Below are 22685 nucleotides of genomic sequence, written 5' to 3' on the forward strand. Positions count from 1 at the left end.
TTCTAGACTTTCAAAAAAAGCTTCCATCCCGGGAGCTTTTTTTATTGTTTATTAACGCAAGAAGCTACACTTTTTTAATCATAAGGAGCCCTGTTTCTGTTTCTGCATAGCTACTCTAGCTTCGAAACATGATTAAAAAATCAACAGTAAAAGTAGACAGAGTCAATCGTAAAAACATGAAACTAGTAATAGATTTCACGATTCAATGTTTATAATATCCAGTTCATTTTTAACTTGCTCTTTTCTAAAAATACTTTTTGTTAGTCATCAATAGGACAAAGTTACATATCATTGTCCGACAAATTAAAAAAAGGTTTGCGGCGAACTCTTTCGCTACAAACCTCATTTTAACCTTATTCTTCTATTTCATTAACTTCCACTAACATTCCGACCACTAAAGTAATTACAACAAAGAAACATATCAGCATTAAGACCATTTCATTCAACTCCTACCATGTTTTGAATCCTTCTGAACCAGGAGGTGCATGGTGAATCATGCCAGTTAGCGGTATAGCATAGGCGATAATGATTAATGCGAATGCGATGCCAATCCAAATCCACCAGTTTTCCAAAAATTTCGGTGTGTTTTCTTTGTCACTTTCCGCCATTGGAAACTCGACAAAGTCTTCTTCACGTACAGCTTTTGGTGATAAAAACATCGACATCACGACGATATAAATCATGATCATGGCAGATAGGAATAAAATGCTACCTCCAATTGCCATCGTTACATGATTCGTAATTATCCCATCAAACCATTCCATTGCGGAAGGATGATTATTGTAATTGGAATATGCAGTGCGTCTCGGTGCTCCCAGAAGACCTAAAATATGTTGCGAAGTGGACATTAAGAGCATACCGATAGTCCATGTAATAATTTGAATGAATCCTAGCTTTTGCATAGACTTTGAGAATTTACGTCCTGTTAAGTATGGAATTAACCAAAATGTCAGCCCCATAAAAGTCATCGCTACAGGTGTCCCAACAGTAATGTGGAAATGTCCGACGATCCATAATGTGTTGTGGACGACTTCGTTTAATTGGAAACTTGCGTTGATGATTCCGCCCGCTCCACCAGGAATAAAGAAAGCCATTGCTATAAAAATTGATGTAAAGCGAACGTCTTTCCAAGGAAGTTTCGTGAACCAGCCGAATAATCCTTTCCCTCCTTTTTTACGTCCTGAAATCTCGAATGTCGCAAACATAGAAAACGCCGTCATTAAAGATGGAATAATAACCATGAATGTCAACACGACTTGAAGGAACTTCCAGAAGTTCGAAATCCCTGGTTCCGTTAATTGGTGATGGAACCCTACTGGAATAGAGAAAAGAATGAATAATACAAATGACAAACGAGCCAATGAATCACTGAAAACTTTCGTTCCAATTAGTTTCGGAACTATTACATACCACGCCATATAAGCTGGCAACAACCAGAAATACACAAGCGGATGACCGAAATACCAGAACAAAGAGCGACTTAGTTCCACGTTAATCGTATCTACCCAGCCAAACGCCCAAGGGATGTATTGAAATAGAACTGTGGCTACCACACCTAGACAAGCGATGATCCACAGGATGATTGTCGTAATGGTCATGAAAGCAAATAGTGGACTTAATTGTCCTTTATGTTTTTTTCTCCAGACGAGATAATGTCCTACCAATGCAAAACTATTAATCCATGTACCTACTACAAACAATGCCAATCCTACATAATACCAACCACTTGCTTTCAACGGAGCATAGAACGTATATAGAACTGAAGCTTCCCCAGAAATAATCATAGCTGTTGCTAAAATAGTGCCGATTGTTGTGACTGCAAAACCAATCCAGGAAACGCGTCGAACTTTTGGACCGAAGCTTCCAAGGCTTTTACTCATACCAGTAATAAAGAAACCGAAAATGAAATAAGTAGTAAATATAAGTGCAAGCAATACGCCATGTGCCGTTAATATTTGATAATAATCCAACCAACTAGGTAATTGGAGAGCATCGTTTCGTATGAAAACTTGTAATAATCCGCATAATGTTCCAATCAGAAATGCGATGTATGCAACTCCGATATTCCATAAAGCCAACTTACGATCTTGTGCAGCAATCATCTTAATACACCTCTATTTCTGTGGACATCATGTGGTGACCGGCACCACAGTATTCATTACAAAGAATTAAATATTTACCTGGTTTATCGAATGTATAAGATTTTGTTGTAATCCGACCTGGAACCACCATCATATTTACTTTCGTATTATCAATCGTAAAACTATGAACTACGTCTGTACTAGTTAATTTAAAAATGATTTCTTTTCCTGCAGGTACCTTAAGTTCCGGAGCATTGTATCCGAACGCCAATGCCACAATTGCAACCTGGTACGTATCGTCATCTATCTGAGTAACGCCAGGGTGATCAAATGGCGCAGTTTCATTTACTTTTTTAGGATCAATTGTATCCATTCCTCCCGATGGTGTGTGGCCGTGAGAGAATGCGCTTACTCCGACTATACTTAAAAACACGATTAATGAGACTAGGCCAAATACAAGCCAAATCTTTTCATATTTATGAAAATGCATTTAAATCTACTCCTTTTCATCTTGCTACATACATGAAATAAACGACAAACCACATGACGATAATAATGATGCCGACTGAAAATACACTGATCAGCGTTCCTTTTAAGTTCAACTCTGGCGATTGATTTTTTTTACTCAATCTCATTCACCTCTTTACGTTTTTATAACTTATATTCAGCGTAGGCCATTCATGGTTTAGGGACTGTGATATAAGTCACACTCGAAGGATTATTTACAGTGAGTGTCGATAATTTGTCAAAATTGGAATAGGGCTATGGAGTAAATCGAGGGTGATTGAATTTAATCGGAATGGAACTCAGTTTAATCGGCATCAAACCCGTCTTAATCGGTTTCGCCCATTTTGTCCCACAAAAAAAGCGATTTACCTTTGAGGTAAATCACTTCTTTAATCAATTTTACAAAAAGCAATTGGGCAGTTTTCGCAATTGATTTCTTCTTTTAAATAATCAAGGTCGTGTATCAGCATCTTTCCATCCACCGTGGAAAGTATGTTTTGCTTTTTTAAGTCACTCAGCAGTCTATTCACCACTTCACGTGTCATGCCGCAAAAATTAGCAAGTTCTTGATTGGTAAGCGTCATGTCGATCATGATGCCCTTTTCGTTAGGTACTCCATAGCTATTCGTCATGCGAATCAACGTTGAGTAAAGCGCTCCTTTTTTCCCATGCAATAGGAGATCACGGAATTTCGTCTGTGTTTTTTGGTGATTGATACCCATCCACTTCATAAAGGAAACGGCAAGCTTGGCATTATGGGTCAGCTCTTCTTCCAGATCGTCGACACTTATCTTGATGCATTCTACATCTTCCATGACCTTGGCATCCAACATATATTTGGCTGATTCGGCAAAGAGCGTAAATTCCCCAACGAACTGATTGCGTCCACAAATCCTTAACGTCAATTCTCGACCTTCAGGTGTAACTTTCCCAATTTGAACTTTTCCGGTTCGGATGAAGTATATCCCTTTGATGGGGTCGCCCTCTTGGAACAAATAAGAGTCTTTATTATACGTTTTCACAATGTGTCGTATGGAAAGCAACTCTTTCAGTTCAACGGACGTATCAACCATCCCTTTTTTCAATCAAAACACTCCTTTCTTCGTTTTCTCTTGGGTAAAGAGTACCATAGAACCTTTTCTATTGGATAGTACCATCTGCACGATTGAGATTCCCCTTCCATCTCATATAGGAGTTCATTATGGGGTATAATTAACATACTAAATGAAGCAGGTGATGATATGCGCATAAATAAATTTTTAAGTGAAGCTGGTATTGTCTCAAGACGCGGTGCTGATAAATGGATAGAAGACGGACGCATTACGATCAATGGGAAAAAAGCTGAACTTGGGAGCAAAGTAGAGCCTGGAGACGATGTGCGTGCCGATGGCAAACCGGTAAAACATGAAGAGCCCTATGTCTACATCGCTCTTAATAAACCCGTAGGCATTACTAGCACAACGGAACGACATATTAAAGGAAATATCGTTGATTTCGTCAATCATCCTTTACGTATTTTTCATATCGGCCGACTCGATAAAGATTCACATGGATTGATTTTATTGACCAACGATGGAGATATTGTAAACGAAATATTGCGGGCTGAAAATGAGCATGAAAAAGAATACATCGTTAAAGTGGACAAACCTGTTACACAGGATTTTGTTAAACAAATGTCTGAAGGCGTAGAGATTTTAGACACCAAAACATTACCTTGTAAAGTAGAAAAACTCTCTTCTCAAATGTTTAAAATTACGCTAACACAAGGATTGAACCGTCAAATCCGCCGCATGTGTACAGCACTGGGTTACGAAGTCAAAGGTTTGCAACGTATTCGAATCATGAATATTCATGTGGACGGTCTTACGGTCGGTGAATGGCGTGATTTAACGAAAGTGGAATTGGAAGAACTATTCAGTACGCTTAACTATTCACCAAAAAGGTAATAGAGTAGTAGGAGGCGATGCAATGCTATCATTAACTCATACACTTAATATAACCGGTGACCTAATACGCGGAGACTTTGGGGACTTAAAAGAAGTCAGTCAGGCACTTTCCGGCTAATTTTACCCAAAATAATGAAAAAAAGCGGTCCTATTCTTTAGGATCGCTTTTCTTCATCATCATGACATCTTCAGTTTACTCCGTAAAACCTAATTTCTTTAGTCGTGAATTACTTGATAGTCGTGCGAAAGAATTAAAAAGATATACCTGGTAAAACCCAAGGATACCCTACACAAAGTTCACAATTATAAGCAAAACATCATGATTGCGAATTGTTGTTGTTTCATGAATTGATCCGGGGACAATGTCGGCTTCCATGCAAAAGGAAGTAGTTTCGTACAAGCATTCCAAAATTCAATTTGCCGATGTAAATCTTGAGGCCCTTCATAAAAACGATATGTGATTGTCACGTGTAATTGCCATCCACTATTTTTTTATATGCCATTCTGTTAATGACCTCTTCTTGTTGAGGATATAATTCTAGTAATTCTTTTTGCGTAAAGAGCTCGAAATCATCGAAATCAAAACCAGGCGACACCATACAACCGACTAAAGAAAATGTGGATTCAAGATCAACTGAGGAACCGAATATTGCTCCTTTAGGTACGAGTACCTGTGGCTTTTCCCCGTTATTAAAGTCCAACCCTAATTTCTGAGCTGTATATTCACCATCCGGGTGTATCACGTGGACAGTGAGTGGACTTCCGTCATGGAAAAACCATAATTCGTCCGATTGAAGTCGGTGTAAGTGGGATACTTCGCCACTCTTTAAGCAAAAGTAAATTGTCGTGTAGAGATTTCTTGTTTTGCTATCCGACGTTTCCATTTTTTCTTCCGAGTAGAAACTCCGTGTATAGTGTCCCCCTTCTGGGTGCGCTTCCATGTTTAAATGTTCTATGTAATAGGATGCATTTCGTTTTGTCATCATTTCTCTCCCTCCCCCTAATACATTCATCATCCGCTATAAAAGAAATGGATTCAATGCCTTTCGACAAAATGTGCCACGTGGAACATTTTTTAAAGTGTTTTTATCGACATTTTAGTCAGGAAATCTTCTGGATGATGAGTGTATCGATTTGTGATAGACAACCATTCAATCATTAAAGTTGATAATTTTTTTCCGTTATTAAGTTTCTCTGGATTTTCCCATGCATCCCAAAAGACTCCGCGTACAATTTGCTCACTGATAGCTTCATCAGCATTGATATTTTCCATAACAGCCGAGAGTAGCGATCATATAGTTCAATCAAAGACTGTTGTTCCTTGTTAGAAAATCCGATGTTCAAACACTCTTCAGTATTCATCTAGTCACACCCTTTAAATCCTCACTCCCCCACACGCGTTTTGTAAAACATTTCAATGTGCTGAATTTAGAGTAATTTACTTCAAAATAAAAAGCACATGAAGTGATAGACACTTCATGTGCTTAAATGATTAGGCGTAATAGAATGTTTTTCTCTGCTTAATTGTAAACAATCCTGAAACTACCATTACAACTGTGGAAAGATAAAATGCGTGATTTATTCCAAACCATTCGGCTATCAAACCGAAAATAAAAGTCGCGATTCCAAATGCATCAGTCACCAAAACAGATTGAACTGAAAATACATGACCAAGTTGATCCGTATCTGTATGCGTTTGCAATGCAGTCAATTGGGCAATCAGCTGTAATTGACCAAAGACGCCAAGGAACAGTGAAATGACCAGCGCCATCGATGCATAAAATGGAAACAGAAACCACACTGTTAATAGGCTTGTAAGAAAACAACCAACTCCTATCATCAGATGTGCAGGAATCTTCATTAATTTGGCAAACAAATACCCACCAATCAAAAAGCCACCTGAATAAAATGCGTTTATATACCCCCACCACGCAGTGCTTTTCTCAATTACTTCGTCAACATAAACATACAGAATGGCGGAAATCCAGACCGCTCCTGCAAATGCTGTCAATGTATCTAGCAGCAGTATATTACGAATAGGCTTTATGGAAAAGCTATACTTCCATCCTCCAGAAAGTTGTTGAAATACAGATTGTACATCCTTCTTGATATGGGGAATCGCTTTAATTCCGTATGTGAGCATCCATGCGAACATATATAACCCGATGGAAACAAGTAAAAGAGTTCCCCCACTATAAAGAGCGACAAAAAATGCGCCAATCGGCCAACTTACCAGATTGATTGTGTTATAGGAAATGGCTACTAAACTATTAGCCTTAGGCAATTCCGATTTCCCGACCAATTCAGGCAGCATGGCTTGTCGGATCGGCGTTGCCCACCCATCCAGGAAGGCGATGACACTGACCAAAATAAGAATCCATAGGATACTTTCTTCTTTACATAAAAAAACGCCACTTAAGACAATGATTTTCCCGACCATCGAAAAAAGTAATATTTGACGTAAAGGAAACCGATGCAAAAGAAGTGGGGTTAGATAACTCCCAACCAGCCGTGAAAAAGTAATGGTTAATGGAATAAGTGTCAGTGTTAATACAGAACCACTCGAGACATAAACCAGTTGTATCAGTCCCACAATATAAAGAACATCCCCACCATTGGACATCATCTGACTTACCCATAGAAAATAAAAAGAACGACGGTCGTTCACATGAATCTCTCCTTCACTCTATTCAGTTTATTAGATTGAAAGAAGAAGTCTTACACTCGTCGCACCCTTTCCCGATTCATACTATTTCCAATAATTTTACAGAAATAAAAATCTCTCTGCAAGAAATGTTTTGAACGCCGTTTCCAAAAGGAACAAAATTGCATCTATTAAAAGAGATAGAATGGAGGTGAATTCATTATGAATCGCAATATGCCAGGATCAAACTATGGACCAGGATCAAACTATGGGCCACGAGGTGTTCAAGGTGTTCAACAAGGCGCACAACCAGGTTATCAACCAGGTGTTCAACCAATTGTATGTCCGCCTTTATGCCGCTATACGGACTCTTACGTAAAACGTGAAGTTCCTTATATTCAACCATTAATTAATATCAACAGACAGCACATCGTTGACGTTCCTAGAACTTACTACCGGGAGATTAATCAGAACGTTGTTGTTTCTCCAAGCCAATCGCCTTACGGTGGAAACCCTTACGGAGGAAACCCTAATGGTGGAATGAACCCATACGGTGGAAACCCTTATGGTGGAATGAACCCATACGGTGGACGCCGATGTGGTTGCGGTGGAAACCCATGTGGTTGTCGCCGATAATTCAAAAGTTTTATTCGTTCTGATGTAAAGTCCAATAGTGGGGTCGACAGTCAGACGAATTACTGTACAGAATACTCCTCTTTTTTTCCCCACACAAAAACCCCGATGGTCAGTTTATGCTGACCATCGGGGTTTCCCTTTTAATCGACTAGTTGAATAAATTGTTTCGTACGTTCATGACTTGGATTTTCAAAGAAAGTAACTGGATCCGCAGACTCAATAATTCGGCCTTCATCCAGCATGATGACACGGTCTGCAACTTCACGTGCAAACTTCATTTCATGTGTCACCACAACCATCGTCATACCTTCTTGTGCGAGTTGCTGCATAACGCTCAGCACTTCTCCAACAAGCTCCGGATCAAGTGCAGAAGTTGGTTCATCAAACAGAAGAACTTTCGGTTCCATTGCAAGTGAACGTGCTATTGCGACACGTTGCTTTTGTCCACCGGATAATTTGCTCGGATAGACATCTGCCTTGTCAGCCAAGCCTACTTTTTCAAGTAAGCCCTTTGCCAAAGTAACCGCATTTTCTTTTTTCAACTTCTTCACAATCATTGGTGCTTCAATGATATTTTCAAGCACCGTCATATGCGGGAAGAGGTTGAAATGTTGGAATACCATGCCTACTTCTGCACGGATATTTGATAATTTATGTTTCTTGGGATCCACCACTTGTCCATCCACCTCGATGGTCCCTTTATTAATTCGTTCTAAAAAATTGAAGCAACGTAAAAGCGTACTTTTACCGGATCCACTGACCCCGACCAGGACGACCACTTCCGAAGGAGCGACTTCCAGATCAATGCCCTTCAACACTTCCAAATCGCCGAACGATTTATGGATATTTGTTCCCTTTAACATTTAATCCACTCCTTCTTATTTGTCGACATTCAGTTTATTTTCATACAGTTTTAGTAAATAAGTGATGATCATAACCAACACTAGGTAGTATACCCCAACCACTAAAAAGGTTTCCAGAGATTGATAGGACTGCACCGCTCCTCGGTTAGCCATGGCGAACAGTTCTGGCACACTGATAATATAGACCAATGAAGAGTCTTTCAAGGTGATGATGAACTGATTTCCAAGAGGTGGAATGGAGCGTTTCAAAAAAGCTCACCTGCCGTAATTGGCAAGTGAGCTTTAATGCTAAGGTTATTTTAGAATTTTGATTTTGACTGTTTTACGTCCCCATTTTAATGCACTTGTCTGGTTAGGCATAAACAAATCAATCTTATTTCCTTTTATTGCACTTCCTGTATCGCCTGCGACAGCGTATCCGTAGCCTTCTACGTATACTTTTGTTCCAAGCTTGATGACGTGTGGATCAACAGAAATTACTTTTAAGTTTGGATTCTTTTTCAAATTAATTCCCGTCGCTGTTATGCCCGAACATCCTCGACAATTTGCTGTGTAGGCAGTTGTCGATACCATAAATTCTTTTACCACATTGGCATTCGATCGAGATGGTGTAGATTTTTTAGCAGCAGTTTTAGTGCCGGTTAATTTAAGTTTTTGATTCGGTTTAATCATGTCGGACTTTAAACCATTTAAGGATTTGATGGTAGAAACTTTAACATTATAATGTTTGGAAATTTTATATAATGTGTCACCTTTTTTAACCATGTGCGAAGAAGCAGCTGCTTCTGAATCATTGGCAAATGTGAAGAGGAACATTAGTACAAAACTTATCACGAAACTAAATTTTTTCAAGTTGTTTCTCCTTTATTTCTCGTTTGTAGAAATAAAAATAACATTTAAACATTACAGATTCATGACAAAACATAGGATGTTTCTTTACAATTTGAGGGTGTTTATATTACTAATGCGAAACAAAAGAATTTTCAAAACCAAAAATAAGTAGGTATATTTGTCTATTCCCATCGAAAAATGACGTGAAAAAACACTCCAGTCATAAGTCTTCAGGAGTGCTAAAATCTTCTTTTGTACTTCCTAATATTCCTTCATGAATTAATTCCACATTGACCGCCATTGCAGCCTCGGCACCACTTGCAGCGGCTATGATCAATTGGGCAGGATAGACATTTGAAGCTTCTCCTGCCACAAATAAACCGTGCACTTTAGTTTTTCCTACCTCGTCCGAATGATGGCCTCCTGTATTGTTTAACTTAACACCTAGACGAGTTCCTAATTCACATGCTTGCACAAGCTCCGGTGTCACAAATCCACCCATTCGTGCTATGACTCGTCCATTTTCAAGCTCGATTTTTTGGAGCTTTCCTTCTATTCCAATAAGAAGTCGGATAGGACTTGTTTCTACTTGGAGCTCAGTCTTTTTAATTTCATTCAATTGACTCTTCGTCAATTCTTGACCATTCGTAAATATCACAAGATTTTGAGACCAATTGCGTAATATTTCAGCTGTGTGAAGGGTGTAGTCAATTATGCCAAATAATGCGAGTGGTTGATCTCGCAATTCCCAACCATCACAATATGGGCAGTTGAAGATACTTTTACCATAAAAATTCCGGAGGTTTGGGATGTTCGGAAACTTCTCTTTTACACCAGTAGCCAGAATGACTTTTCGTGTCTTCCACTGTTTCTTCATTTCAGTTTTAACTAAAAACCCATCCTTCTCTTTCGCAATTTCAACAACTTTGTCTCTCAATGTCTGGATAGTCGGGTAGTGACTGAACTCCTGATGGGCAAGTGCTCTGAATTCTGCCGGTTTTACGCCGTCTCTTGTTATGAAGCCATGCGAGGCGTCCGTTACTTTATTGCGTGCCTCATCACTGTCAACCAACACTACATTTCTTCTAGCCCTTCCTAACACCAAAGTGGCATTTAAACCCGCTGGACCTCCCCCAACTACTGTGCAATCTATCATTCTATTTCTTTCCTCCTAACAAATCTTGTTTAAAGGTCCATTTATTTGTAAACTTCCATTAATAACATTAATCTTTCCTTCTTTTGGTTTAATCAAACCGAAAGATTACTTTTTATCTAAACGGGTACTTATCCTATTAACAGCAAACTAAGGGAGGGGTATGTGTGATTAATTCTACTTATCAATTATTTACGTTTGAAGATGATGGCACGATTCCAAATAATCCACAATTACCGGTTATTTTATATCCCGGTGTATTCAAGCATCATCCAAATGAAATCGAACCTACATTTAGATTGAATAATTGGGGAAACAGCTGGATTGATGGTGTCTTTGACTATCATCATTATCATAGCAATGCTCATGAAGTATTAGGAGTTCGCGCTGGTTCGGCAACATTAAGAATAGGAGGAAAATATGGGGAAACGGTTGAAGTCAGAACCGGTGATGTCCTCGTTTTGCCCGCGGGTACAGGACATAAAAAGTTAAAGGGTAGTACAGATTTTGAAGTTGTCGGTGCTTACGCAGATGGCAACGAATACAACCTTAAAACCGGTGAACACAATGAAAGACCTCGAGTCTTAGAAGAAATTAAGCAAGTTAAAGCCCCTTCCATGGATCCCGTGTACGGGAGTCGTGGGCCAGTACTTGATCGATGGATACAAGAATAGCTAAGAACTTGGAGCAACCTAAAAAAGCATTCATCACGCGAAATTCATGTGATGAATGCTTTTATTCGTAGTAGTTATCTATATTACTTTTTAAAACGATAAGGAACAGTCGTTACAACTACATCTCTTCGGTAAAGCAAGATGGATCTGATTAGTAAACTTGACTGATTGTGAAGGATATTATGCCACCCTTTTTTCGGAATAAATTGTGGAATCAAGACGGTTACACGATGGTTTGATTCATTTGCTTTATATTCCACCGTACTAATAAATTTCGCCAATGGTTGAGTTATGCTTCTATATTGAGAATGCAAAGTCACAAGCCGAACATCAGGCTGGAATTTTTTCCACTTCTCTTGGAAAATGTGTTCATCTTTTCTCTCAAAAGATACATATACGGCAATGATTTGTGTTGGATTAAGTGATTTGGCATAGTTTAATGAGTTTTCAACTACATGCGTGATTCCTGCAACCGGCACAATAATGACATTTCCTTCTATTGGCATTGCAGGTTCACAAGTAGAAATACTTAACTGTTCGCCAACAGAAAGATAATGTTGTTTTATCTTATGGAAGACAAAAACGAGCAGAGGCAAAAAGATTAGAACCGCCCAAACCTGTCCGAATTTGGTGATGAAGAAAATCATCATGACCGCAAAACTGATAAATGCTCCGACAAAGTTAGTGATTAGTTTGACCATCCAACCCTTTGGCTTTTCCCTCATCCATTTAACAAGCATCCCTGTCTGGGATAACGTAAATGGAATAAATACTCCGACTGCATAAAGCGGGATAAGTTGTTCCGTTTGTCCTTGGAAAACAATGATGAGAAGGATTGAAGTGATTCCTAGTGTGATAATCCCATTGGAATAGCCCAAGCGATCGCCTCTCATTTTGAACATGCTTGGAATGTATTTATCATTCGACAGGCTGAATGCCAAAAGCGGAAAAGCTGAATATCCTGTATTAGCTGCCAGTACAAGAATCAAGGCCGTCGTTCCCTGAACGAAATAATACATATAGTTTCGCCCAAAAATCTCGGAAGCCATTTGTGAAATCACAGTTTCCTCCACCTTGGGTGAAATTCCATAGAAATAAGCCAGAAAGACGATTCCGGTGAATAACAAAGCGAGCAATGAACCCATCATCACTAGGGTTTTTGCTGCGTTTTTTGCAGCAGGGTTTTTAAAGTTTGGAATTGAGTTCGAAATGGCTTCAACCCCGGTTAATGCAGAACTTCCGGATGCGAATGCTCTGAGCAATAGGAATAAAGTGAGACCCGCAACAGGTGTACCGAGCGGTGTATGCAAATCAGGTGACACATTCCCTGTGATAATGTTGAAAAGACCTACTCCAATCAGAACAAACAAAGCAATAACAAACAAATAGACTGGATACGCTAGAATGGACGCCGATTCTGTAATACCTCTTAAATTCAAGATGGTAACAAAGATAACGAGTACACTGGCAATGGCCACATTATGATCGTGAAGGCTTGGGATTGCGGAAGTAATGGCATCGGTGCCTGCCGAAACACTAACTGCTACCGTCAGGATATAATCCACCAACAGCGAGCCGCCCGCAATTAACCCTGCATTTTCACCAAGATTCTCTTTCGCCACAACATATGCGCCACCACCACGTGGATAAGCAAAAATAATCTGTCTATATGATAAAATAAGTGCCATTAACAGAACAAGGACACCTACTGCAATTGGAATCGAATACCAAAACGCGATTGCCCCTACCGAAGCCAATACAATCAAAATCTGTTCCGGTCCATATGCTACAGAAGATAATGCGTCTGAAGAAAGGATGGCTAAAGCTTTTGTTTTGTTAAGCTTTTGTTCACCTAACTCCGATGATTTTAATGGACGACCGATTAAAAATCTTTTTACTGCCGACAACATGTTTTCCACTTCTTTCTTTGATGAGCCGCCGTTTGGACAGCCTTAGATGCACTGCGAATTCCTGTAAAAGAACAACAAAAAAGCCCGCTAGGCATAGGGAAAGAGCCTAGTGGGCTTAATAACATTCTCACTAGTTCGTATTTCTCTCTCATAACGCTTACGGAGTTAGCTGTCGGGTTTGGGCTAAAGAGTAGCCCTACCTACAATAGTAGGATTCACCCCAAGCGGCAAAGAGAAGCCACAAATAATGGGTTCCCCGTTCCAAATGGATTAAGCGATTTAGAAATATGAAACTGAAGATTATAGTACTCCCATATAAACAACTTGTAAATATAAATTTTATATCTTTTTAAAATGTCTTAATTTTGTTAGTTTATGCGTTAAGAAAATATACTCATGCAACAATCGTCCATTATTACTTTAAATAACAATATTTTATTGGCCATTATGTTTTAACAGACCCAATAATAAAAGGACCAGATACTTTGATCTGGTCCATCTTTTTAATCTTATTAATGAGTTCCCGCGTGTTGGATAGACGATGGTGCATACGAATTCACAATGGCCATCGTGTCTTGTTGTGCAAGTTGTGGCACTTGGTAATAATGGTGTTTGTTTTGATAAATGGAAACTTCATATGCCATTTCAATACAGTTTGGCACCGAGTCTGCAAGTACTCGACGAACTACGGGGTTAGTGGTTTCTAAGGCAGACATTGCTTTTAAAGAGGCACTTGATTTGTGCACACCCAGCATGAAGCCTGAAATAATTTCATCTGTCAACTCTGCACCAGATTGAATCGGTTTCTTCGGTTGTGAAGGTTTTAAACCAAAAATGAAATCATTATCTTGCTTCATCATGTATTTTTGAGTTGTTTTAGACGGGTCCCTACCTGTTTTAAAACATTCTGCTGTAATGTTGTATTCCTCTTGCATGAAGCTGAATTGTCTATCCAACATCGTTAATAATTCCTGATCTTGAATATGAGGGCGTAATAAAGTGTATTGGTTTAATCCCGAAACAGAAGCAGATAATACTTCATGAACATCAAACAGTTCGTGACCACCATGATTCATTTGTGGCGGCACTGGACCTGTATGCATATTTTCGTGCATTTGACCTTGTGGATTTTGAGTCATTTATCAATTTCCTCCTTGTTTCATTTAATGTGCATCAGAACTAGTGTGCATCGAAATGGAGTTTTTATTCAAAATGAGCGGACTTTACTATGACACATAAAAACTGAGTTTTTTCGAATACTGTAATAAAAAACGTGCGGAAGGATTAATTAATCCACTGCACGTTTTCGATCTATATTTTTTACTCTTCTTCGACTAGTTTTCTTTTACGGAACTTCCCTAAGAATTCATAAACTACAGGTACAATAATTAACGTCAATAAAGTTGAACTGGTAAGACCGCCAATAACCGTTACACCCAATCCTTTGGAAATCAACCCGCTACCTTCAGCTCCAATCGCCAATGGAATCAATGCGCCGATAGTTGCAATTGCCGTCATCAGAATTGGTCGTAATCTCGTTACGCCGGCTTCCAAAATAGCATCGCGTGTACTCAAGCCTTCTTTTTCTTTATGAATAACCCGATCAATCAATACAATTGCATTCGTTACAACGATACCAATGAGCATAAGAGCTCCAATCATCGTGGAAATACTGATTGTTTCGCCTGCGATTAGCAAGGCAATTAAAGCTCCACTGATTGTGAATGGTAACGAGAACAAGATAGCAAACGGTGCAACCGCTCCGCCAAATGTGATAACCAGAATAAGATACACGATGGCAATTGCCGCCAACATAGCCAAACCAAGCTGCGTAAACGACTCTTGCATATCAGCTGTTACTCCTGCTGTTTCAATACTCACATTCGCTGGAAGGTCTAGTTGATCGACTTTCTCTTGAACCTCTTTTGATGCTTTTGAGACATCATCGGTCGTTATTTTACCTTTCACACTTGCATAAATCTGTCCATCTCTTCTTGTAACAGTATCAGATGTTTTACCTTCATTCACTGTCACAACGTCTTTAACAGGTACTTGCATGCCAAGTGGAGAAGGAATTGTTCTATTTAATAACTCTTCCAATGACTCCGGTTTTTCTTTTGTAGAATCAATGAACACTTCAAACTTCTCGCCATCTTGTTCAATCGTTGCCAGCACTTCACGCTGTACATTTGGATTGAGCGCCATCCCTACTTGAGCGGTCGTTAATCCGAATTGAGCAAGTTTCGCTTGGTCTGCCACTAAAGTATGTTCTTCATAAGACTCTGCAAGCGTTGACCCTACGTTGTTTATATTTTTACCTTCATTTAAAATTTCTTCTATGTCACGAATAACAGGTTCAATCGTTTTCAAATCTTTACCGTATACATAGTAGCTGATTTCATTACTACTGCCACTTGTTGCAAAGTCTTGAGATTTCCATTCCCCTGCAAAGTTGAAATTTTGAACTTCTTTCATTGCTTCTTCTTTTTCTAATGAAAACTCTGGTGTGTCATTATCATAAATAACATACATTAATGCCCCATTATTTTGTCCAGGCATCATTGGATTTTCCCCACCGATTGAAACTTGAACACTTTCTACATCTTTACGATCAATGAAGAAATCCTCGATTTCTGTAACTGTTTCATCTACATCTTCTCTCGTTTCACCCGGTTTAGGAGTATACGTAATATACATCATTTTTTCATCTTCTTCAGGCATGAAACTTGTTCCGACTAATGGAACTAAAGCTAAGCTGCCGACGAAAAGTACAACTGCCAGTACTGTGGTAATCAGTTTATGATTAAGTGTCCAATTAAGAATTGAACGATAAACACCAGCTATTTTTCCTGGTTTCTCAGGATCATGTGTATGTTTGTCGCCTAATCCTTTTTTAAATAGCGAATGGGATAACATCGGTACGAGCGTAATGGCAACTAATAGTGAAGCCAGTAACGCAAATACAATTGTTAATGCGAATGGTAAGAATAATTCGCCCACCATTCCTCCTACCAAACCAATTGGTAAAAATACGGCAATTGTTACAAGTGTAGACGATAGGATTGGCACAAACATTTCTTTTGTTGCTTCTCGAATTAAAGCCTTCCCTTTTAACTGCTCTGTCGGGGATGCCATTCTTCGATAAATGTTTTCGACGACAACGATTGAATCATCAATTACACGCCCAATAGCGACGGTTAGAGCTCCTAGAGTCATCATGTTTAATGTGATATCCATTTGTTTAATCAGTAATACTGCGATTAACAATGATAATGGAATGGATATAATTGCGATTAGGGTTGAACGGATATTTCTAAGGAATAGCAAAATGATCAATACAGCAAAACCAGCACCAAATAATGCCTTGCTCAGCATCGTTTCTACTGATTTCTCGATTGGTTCCCCTTGGTCAAATGTAAAAATGATTTCGGAGTCAGCATTTTCCTTTTCAAACGCCTTTACTTCTTCTTTCATTAAATTGACAACATCAACCGTATTTGCCCCTTGAGACTTTACAACTTGAACAGCAATCGAATCTTGACCATTGGTACGAGAAATTGATTCCGCTTTTCCAACGAGTTCTATCTCCGCCACTTCGCCTAATGCCACCATTGAAGGTTTAGAAGAGGCTGTATCTGGACTGGTTGGGACAACCGGAATTTGAATTTTTTTCAGGTCATCAATCGTAGTAATATCTCCGTCAACAACGACAGATTGTTCTTTTCCTTCAAATGGGAATAACCCTAAAGGGAATGTAACGTCAGAGCCTTTTACGATCCCTTTTACCATCTCTTCAGTCAGTCCATATTGAACTAACTTATCTTGATTGAATCTAAAGCTGACTTCATTTAGGTGCTGACCGGTGACAGCGACGGAAGACACACCTTCAATTCCTTCGAGTGTAGGCACGAGATTCGTTTCTACATTCTCCGTAAGTTCAGCAAGTGTATCTTGTTCACTTGAAACACTGATCGCAGCGATAGGAAATGCATTGATGCTTATACGCGCGACTTTAGGCTCTTGTGCACCTGTCGGAAGTGGAATATTTTTAAGAGCCGCAGCTACTTCTGCTTCTGCTTCCTTCATATCTGTTCCAAATTCAAACTCAATTTGGAGAGAGGATGCATTCTGATAAGAAGAAGACATGACCATCTTAACGCCTTCTAAATTTCGGACAGCTTTTTCATACGGTTCTGACAGTTCATTGACTACCTGGTCAGGAGTCGCACCTGGATAAATAGTCGTTGCCGTAACTACAGGAACCGTGATATCCGGAATTGTTTCTAATTTCATTTGTAAACCTGCTGTTAAGCCGGCTACTATTATAACAATGGTCATTAACCATACTGCAAATTTGTTCTTCAACACAAAATTAATGATGTGGTTCATTGTGTCAGTTCACTTCCACCCTGCTTTATTTGACCAACTGGTCATAATCAATCATAATAATACTGACTGGTCATTCAAAGGTCAACTATTAACCTATAATTTTACATCGTTTTTTCGGAAAAGGAGCTTAAATATGACAAATAAGAAACAATTAATCATTGAAAAGGCTCTTCACTTATTCGCCTCAAAAGGATTTGAATCAACATCCATTCAAGAAATTACCGATGCTTGCGGCATCTCCAAAGGTTCTTTTTACCTATCTTTTAAATCCAAAGATGAATTGCTTGTTTCGATTTTTGAATATTTTTTCAGTAAAATATCGAAAAGATTTACAGAGCTTGACACCATACAACGAGTATCTCCCAAAGAAAAATTCCATCAGTTATTAGTCATACAATTTGAAGAAATTGAACGCCATGCGGACTTTATCTTGATGCAAATTCGAGAACAGACAAATCCTTTGAACAAAGATATGACAGAGCTGTTAGCTTCCATGCAGGAACATCATCATACGATTTTGCACAAAATTTTTGTGGATACTTATGGTAAAGATGTTCAACCGTATGTTGCCGATCTGATCGTCATGGTAAAAGGGCTCATTCATGGCTATATCGAAATCATCCTGACTCATCGTCAACAATTGGATACCAATGAATTATCAGTTTTTATCATGGAACGAATAGATGATCTAGTGTTGTCCCTATTATCCAAACAACCACACCCTTTTTTAAGCCTTTCTATGTTAGATAAGAGTTTATTGCAAAATGCAGCTCATAGTTCGCCCAGTCAAGTCCTCCTTCAGGAAGTCCTTGATTGCAGGAACAGCACAATCGATAACGATATACTCGTCACGCTAGATGTAATTGCTGAAGAACTAAAAAAGGACAAGCCCCGAACCCCTGTCATTAAAGGAATGTTAGCTAATTTGGTAGAGGATAAGGATATGCTTGCATTGCAGCAAAAGTTGATGACTTACGTAACGAATCAAACTGATTGAAAATTCAACACCCTATCACTCTATGCTTCTAATACATGCGAAGAACAAAAAAGACTTGTCGTTTATGACAAGTCTGATTTGTTACCTCTATAGATTGATGGCTAGCTATACATACACATCATTTTTTATACAATGCCATCTTCTTTTAACACCTGTTCAAATTTATCTACTACTTCTTTATCATAGTGAGTGACCGATAGTTTTTTCAATTCTTCCAAAGCGTATTGAGCACTGAACGCTTTACGATACGCACGGTCTTCCGTCATTGCATCGAATGTATCACTGACAGCAATAATGCGAGCTTCGAGGAGTATTTCATCATCTTTCAATCCTTTTGGATAGCCGCTTCCGTTTAAACGTTCATGGTGCTGCTCAATAATAGGCGCAATATCTTCGTAAACGCTGCCTTTTATCATCTCTGCCCCATCGGATGGATGTTTTTTTATCACTTCATATTCTTCAGAAGTCAGTTTATCGGGTTTATTCAATATATCTTTTGGAATATGAATTTTTCCAATGTCATGTAAAAAAGAGGCCGTTGCAAGATTCTCCAATTGTTCTTCATTTAATTTAAATTTTCTAGCTATTTTTAATGCATAAGTAGCAACTCGATCACTATGCATATATGTATGTCGATCCATTAATTCAACCTGTTTGACAATCTCCATTAAAGAAGATATTTCTTTACTTAAATGCACAAAAGTTGGCTCCGTTATTACCCATAAGAAGGTAACGTCAGATAAGGCTGTAAAATGAATAGGCTCAGTTATTCCTTTAACTGTGAAGGAATCATGAGGGCCGAGTACAACTCTTTCGCCATCCTGTTCACAGATAACTTCTCCAGATAAGATTAAATAAAATTCCATAACTTCTGGATTTTCAGCCGGGTAAATGTAGAACAATCTGTCCTTCTCAATAGATTGAAGCAATACTTCAACCCCGTCTCCATCTGCTACTAAGCTTATTTCATTTTTGTCATATTCAACTTTATCTAGGAACGTGCCTCTTTTCCCAATACTAAAACCTTTCATACCAAAATCTCCTCTATGCAAACTTATCAAAAAAATGAGCTCTATAAAAGAACTCATTTTTCTAATTATACCAATATTTAAATAAATGAATAGAGATTTATTAAATAATAATTGCGATGTTTTAGTGCCCACCAATTCCAATTACGCGAATCGGATCAATCCAAACCAAACGGTGTGCAAAGCGTACCAGTACCCAAGAACATTCTGCTTCTATTCCAGCTTCAGCAGATAGTTCAATAGTATCTGCAGACATTTTAAGTGTTTCATTATATACATCGTCAATAATCACATCAAGGTTAGCATTATATGCTTTTGTTAATTGAAGGAATTCAGATGCACTTTTACTTTTTCGAATGTCCTTCAAGTATTGAGTTTGTAGCTCATCTGCTGCTTTAACACCTTCTTCAATCTTTACATCGATTGCGTTGTTTGTGGATTCGATAAGCTCAAGTGCTTTCAAAACAGAATTATCATATTCTGCTGCAGAAGCATTTGTTCCTAAGCTAAAGAATAATGATACCGCAAATAAAATTGCCAACAGTTTTCTCATGTCTTATTCTCTCCCCAAAACTATGTTTTTTGTGGTATACACATAATACAATTGGTAAAATGTTTACCTATGTAACAATGTCAAACTAATTGGAATCTTTTCATTAGTATAACTCTACAAAACTTATCTGACTACAGTTTTTGTAATTTTTTGTAATATCCGCCCGCTTTTTGCAGTAAAACAACTGCATGATGCTCACATTCAGAACATAAATCCGTGCAATGCACCCAATAAGGTGAAAATCACTAAATGATCTCCAATAGCTACCATCAAAGATTGATTCGTCATAAGTCCAAACAATCTATTTTTTATGTATACCAGTGTGATGATAAGCCCCACCATAAACCCTACGAGTATCCCTGGTCCAAATCCTTCAGCACCTGTTGCTTGTACAAAGATAGCGATGATGAATGAGCTAATGAAAGCTACAATCCCCGAAAAGATATACTTCATTGGACCTTCAATTTCATTGTGTTTCTTCTCAGGATGTTTATCTCCACCCAATCTAATGGAGTAGTAAACACCTCCATACACCATATACAATAAACCACCAATAATAATTGCGAGTACATTCAATTCGTTCCAATCAATCAACATAAAAAGCCCCCTTTAACAACTAAATTCAATTTTTTCTAATATAATTCCTGCATGCTCTCATCTTTTGCATCCATTATTTTCATCTTACCTCATGGAATAATTGGTATCCATCTATTCAGTAGGCAGCATTCACATCTTCCACATAATCTTTAGGGATATTATATAGAAGAAACCCTCTTGTTCCCGCAATATCTTCGGCTAAAGAATAAGCTTGTCTTTCTTTCTCCTGCGTTTGTTCCAACAACAAAAAAACCTTCAAATGAAATTTTTTCTGAAGGAAGGTTAAGTGTTGAATCATATGAACTGTCCAAGCGTGCTTTCAGCCAATGAAAAAGGTGGATTTCCCCAACAAATTCCGTCGATATAGGGCCGGCTCTAAATAAACCGACACCAACCCATTATTTTGAACTTTCTTTATTAAAGTGCACACCACGTACTCACTCCGCCTTCATGAAGAGGATACGTACCTTCTGTTGTGAGCAATACGGTTAGATTTTTCATTTCACCAGTTTCTTTACACAAAATTTATTTGGGAACTTGATTTTGATAATAGGCTACTGTTTCTTTCAAACCAATTTCAAAACTAGTTCGAGGTTCCCATTGCAGGAACTCCCTTGCCTTGTCGAAGGATAAAGAACTGTCCTTAATATCCCCGGCTCTAGAATCTGTGTAAGTGATGTCTAATGGCCGATGAATCGATTCTTGCAAAATGGCAAGCAGTTTATTTAACGAAATGGGCTGGTTCGTACTGATATTAAACGCTCCACTCCCGCCAAATGCTACTGCCTGTATGTTTGCCTTTGCCACGTCCTTCACAAAAATGAAATCCCTTGTCTGGCTACCGTCACCGTAAACGGTGACCCCTGTATTACGAATGGCTTGATTAATAAAAATACTCACAACACCTGCTTCGCCAAGCATATTCTGTCTCATACCATAGACATTGCTATAGCGAAGGATCGTGTAAGGCAATCCGTACAGTTGATGGAATAAGTGAATGTACTGCTCGGCAGAATATTTGGACTGTCCATAAAAAGAAATGGGCAAAATACGATGTTCTTCTTTCAACGGCATCTCTTTTGCCGATCCATATACCGCTGCTGATGAAGCATATACTAGTTTGGAAACCTTGTATTTTGCGCAAAGCTTCAATATATTTAACGTTCCTAACGTATTAATCTCGCAATCTGTCAAAGGTTGTTGTGTTGAAAACTCCACAGACACTTGTGCCGCTTGATGTATGACGACTTCTGGATTGTGCATGCGAAAAACCTGTTCCAAGGTATCGGAACGAATATCGATATTGTAAAAAGGCACACTTTTCGGCACAAAGCTCAAATTGCCTGTGCTCAAGTCATCGACTACAATGGGCTCCCATCCGATATTCATTACTTCTTCTACAATAAAAGAACCTATAAAGCCCGCACCACCGGTTACCAATACTTTCATAACATCACCATTTCTTTTTGTGTTTGGTTTTATCCTATGCCACTTATAGTAGTCACATTCCAGTTACGATAAGAAATCTAGTAGTTTTATATGTTTTAACAAAACAATTAAAATTACAGAAAAAGACTGCTTCTTGAATAGACAGTAGAACGGCTCCTTATATGGTAAAACTATCCAACTAAACATAACGATGTTATGATAAAACGAATAAAAATTAATATATTGGTAAGGGATCAATGAAGTGTAGGAATATCTTATTGCAAGACTGACTGTGCTAATTACTTTTGGTTTTGGAACATTACTGATTAATTGTTGGCTAATGCGGGACATGCGGTAAGCTCAAATGCACGATAAAGAATTGTATAAGTTACCTATAAACTCTTCTTAAAAAAAGCCTGTCTCCCATTAAATTGGAGGACAGGCTTTA

Annotated in this window: 23 protein-coding genes and 1 riboswitch; of the genes, 4 read left to right on the forward strand and 19 right to left on the reverse strand. The window is 38.5% G+C overall.

Features of this window, described 5'->3' with window-relative positions; translation table 11 throughout:
* Positions 1-449 precede the first annotated feature (449 nt).
* The 4 genes from MHH33_RS17515 to MHH33_RS17530 form a co-directional block, all read right to left on the reverse strand.
* A complete protein-coding gene (locus tag MHH33_RS17515) occupies positions 450-2102 on the reverse strand; it encodes a b(o/a)3-type cytochrome-c oxidase subunit 1 (protein ID WP_342542519.1) in 1653 nt (550 codons plus the stop codon).
* Between the two features lies 1 nt (position 2103).
* Positions 2104-2571: a cytochrome c oxidase subunit II gene (locus MHH33_RS17520; RefSeq protein ID WP_342542520.1), complete on the reverse strand. Its 468-nt coding sequence runs from the start codon at positions 2569-2571 to the stop codon at positions 2104-2106.
* Positions 2572-2587: 16 nt separating this feature from the next.
* The gene (locus MHH33_RS17525) at positions 2588-2710 is read right to left on the reverse strand and encodes a cytochrome C oxidase subunit II (protein WP_231391084.1); all 123 of its coding nucleotides are present in this window, start codon (positions 2708-2710) and stop codon (positions 2588-2590) included.
* Between the two features lie 267 nt (positions 2711-2977).
* Entirely contained in the window at positions 2978-3673 is a 696-nt protein-coding gene (locus MHH33_RS17530) for a Crp/Fnr family transcriptional regulator (protein ID WP_342542521.1), read from the reverse strand.
* A 156-nt stretch (positions 3674-3829) separates the two neighbouring features.
* On the opposite strand from MHH33_RS17530, the gene rluF reads away from it, so the two are divergent.
* Positions 3830-4534 (forward strand): 23S rRNA pseudouridine(2604) synthase RluF, encoded by a 705-nt coding sequence (gene rluF, locus MHH33_RS17535; protein ID WP_342542522.1) that lies wholly within the window; start codon positions 3830-3832, stop codon positions 4532-4534.
* Positions 4535-4998: 464 nt separating this feature from the next.
* On the opposite strand, the gene MHH33_RS17540 is transcribed toward rluF, so the two are convergent.
* The 3 genes from MHH33_RS17540 to MHH33_RS17550 all read right to left on the reverse strand — a co-directional run bounded on the left by MHH33_RS17540 (position 4999) and on the right by MHH33_RS17550 (position 7202).
* Positions 4999-5520, reverse strand: a complete 522-nt coding sequence (locus tag MHH33_RS17540) for a cupin domain-containing protein (protein ID WP_342542523.1) — start codon at positions 5518-5520, stop codon at positions 4999-5001.
* Between the two features lie 89 nt (positions 5521-5609).
* The gene (locus tag MHH33_RS17545; RefSeq protein ID WP_342542524.1) at positions 5610-5807 is read right to left on the reverse strand and encodes a hypothetical protein; all 198 of its coding nucleotides are present in this window, start codon (positions 5805-5807) and stop codon (positions 5610-5612) included.
* Positions 5808-6026: 219 nt separating this feature from the next.
* Complete coding sequence (locus MHH33_RS17550) at positions 6027-7202, reverse strand: MFS transporter (RefSeq protein WP_342542525.1); 1176 nt, start codon at positions 7200-7202, stop codon at positions 6027-6029.
* A gap of 198 nt (positions 7203-7400) precedes the next feature.
* Here MHH33_RS17550 and MHH33_RS17555 point away from each other — a divergent pair, with 198 nt between their 5' ends.
* On the forward strand, positions 7401-7814 hold the full coding sequence (locus MHH33_RS17555; protein ID WP_016428819.1) for a hypothetical protein: 414 nt from the start codon (positions 7401-7403) through the stop codon (positions 7812-7814).
* A 140-nt stretch (positions 7815-7954) separates the two neighbouring features.
* Here MHH33_RS17555 and MHH33_RS17560 read toward each other — a convergent pair whose 3' ends face one another.
* The 4 genes from MHH33_RS17560 to MHH33_RS17575 form a co-directional block, all read right to left on the reverse strand.
* The gene (locus MHH33_RS17560; protein WP_016428820.1) at positions 7955-8677 is read right to left on the reverse strand and encodes an amino acid ABC transporter ATP-binding protein; all 723 of its coding nucleotides are present in this window, start codon (positions 8675-8677) and stop codon (positions 7955-7957) included.
* Between the two features lie 15 nt (positions 8678-8692).
* Complete coding sequence (locus MHH33_RS17565) at positions 8693-8926, reverse strand: hypothetical protein (protein ID WP_342542527.1); 234 nt, start codon at positions 8924-8926, stop codon at positions 8693-8695.
* 45 nt (positions 8927-8971) lie between these two features.
* A complete protein-coding gene (locus MHH33_RS17570; RefSeq protein ID WP_342543799.1) occupies positions 8972-9493 on the reverse strand; it encodes a 3D domain-containing protein in 522 nt (173 codons plus the stop codon).
* Between the two features lie 235 nt (positions 9494-9728).
* Positions 9729-10664 carry an NAD(P)/FAD-dependent oxidoreductase gene (locus MHH33_RS17575; protein ID WP_342542529.1) on the reverse strand — a complete coding sequence of 312 codons (936 nt, stop codon included), beginning with the start codon at positions 10662-10664 and terminating at the stop codon, positions 9729-9731.
* A 164-nt stretch (positions 10665-10828) separates the two neighbouring features.
* Between MHH33_RS17575 and MHH33_RS17580 the strand changes: the two genes are divergently transcribed.
* Positions 10829-11335: a cupin domain-containing protein gene (locus tag MHH33_RS17580; protein ID WP_342542530.1), complete on the forward strand. Its 507-nt coding sequence runs from the start codon at positions 10829-10831 to the stop codon at positions 11333-11335.
* 83 nt (positions 11336-11418) lie between these two features.
* Here MHH33_RS17580 and MHH33_RS17585 read toward each other — a convergent pair whose 3' ends face one another.
* The 3 genes from MHH33_RS17585 to MHH33_RS17595 form a co-directional block, all read right to left on the reverse strand.
* Entirely contained in the window at positions 11419-13245 is a 1827-nt protein-coding gene (locus tag MHH33_RS17585) for an APC family permease (protein WP_342542531.1), read from the reverse strand.
* Positions 13246-13383: 138 nt separating this feature from the next.
* A riboswitch (cyclic di-AMP (ydaO/yuaA leader) is annotated at positions 13384-13532 on the reverse strand.
* A gap of 225 nt (positions 13533-13757) precedes the next feature.
* The gene (locus MHH33_RS17590) at positions 13758-14384 is read right to left on the reverse strand and encodes a spore coat protein (protein WP_342542532.1); all 627 of its coding nucleotides are present in this window, start codon (positions 14382-14384) and stop codon (positions 13758-13760) included.
* 181 nt (positions 14385-14565) lie between these two features.
* The gene (locus MHH33_RS17595) at positions 14566-17634 is read right to left on the reverse strand and encodes an efflux RND transporter permease subunit (RefSeq protein ID WP_342542533.1); all 3069 of its coding nucleotides are present in this window, start codon (positions 17632-17634) and stop codon (positions 14566-14568) included.
* A gap of 133 nt (positions 17635-17767) precedes the next feature.
* On the opposite strand from MHH33_RS17595, the gene MHH33_RS17600 reads away from it, so the two are divergent.
* Complete coding sequence (locus tag MHH33_RS17600; RefSeq protein ID WP_342542534.1) at positions 17768-18631, forward strand: TetR/AcrR family transcriptional regulator; 864 nt, start codon at positions 17768-17770, stop codon at positions 18629-18631.
* Between the two features lie 125 nt (positions 18632-18756).
* Here MHH33_RS17600 and MHH33_RS17605 read toward each other — a convergent pair whose 3' ends face one another.
* The 5 genes from MHH33_RS17605 to MHH33_RS17625 all read right to left on the reverse strand — a co-directional run bounded on the left by MHH33_RS17605 (position 18757) and on the right by MHH33_RS17625 (position 22258).
* Positions 18757-19662, reverse strand: a complete 906-nt coding sequence (locus tag MHH33_RS17605) for an HD domain-containing phosphohydrolase (RefSeq protein WP_016428829.1) — start codon at positions 19660-19662, stop codon at positions 18757-18759.
* Positions 19663-19783: 121 nt separating this feature from the next.
* Complete coding sequence (locus MHH33_RS17610) at positions 19784-20212, reverse strand: hypothetical protein (RefSeq protein ID WP_016428830.1); 429 nt, start codon at positions 20210-20212, stop codon at positions 19784-19786.
* 201 nt (positions 20213-20413) lie between these two features.
* The gene (locus tag MHH33_RS17615) at positions 20414-20809 is read right to left on the reverse strand and encodes a DUF1761 domain-containing protein (RefSeq protein WP_342542535.1); all 396 of its coding nucleotides are present in this window, start codon (positions 20807-20809) and stop codon (positions 20414-20416) included.
* A 115-nt stretch (positions 20810-20924) separates the two neighbouring features.
* Positions 20925-21053, reverse strand: coding sequence for a hypothetical protein (locus tag MHH33_RS17620; RefSeq protein WP_255349285.1), 129 nt, complete (start codon positions 21051-21053; stop codon positions 20925-20927).
* Positions 21054-21334: 281 nt separating this feature from the next.
* A complete protein-coding gene (locus MHH33_RS17625; RefSeq protein ID WP_342542536.1) occupies positions 21335-22258 on the reverse strand; it encodes an NAD-dependent epimerase/dehydratase family protein in 924 nt (307 codons plus the stop codon).
* Positions 22259-22685: the final 427 nt, after the last annotated feature.

Source organism: Paenisporosarcina sp. FSL H8-0542 (assembly GCF_038632915.1).
Taxonomy (GTDB): Bacteria; Bacillota; Bacilli; order Bacillales_A; family Planococcaceae; genus Paenisporosarcina.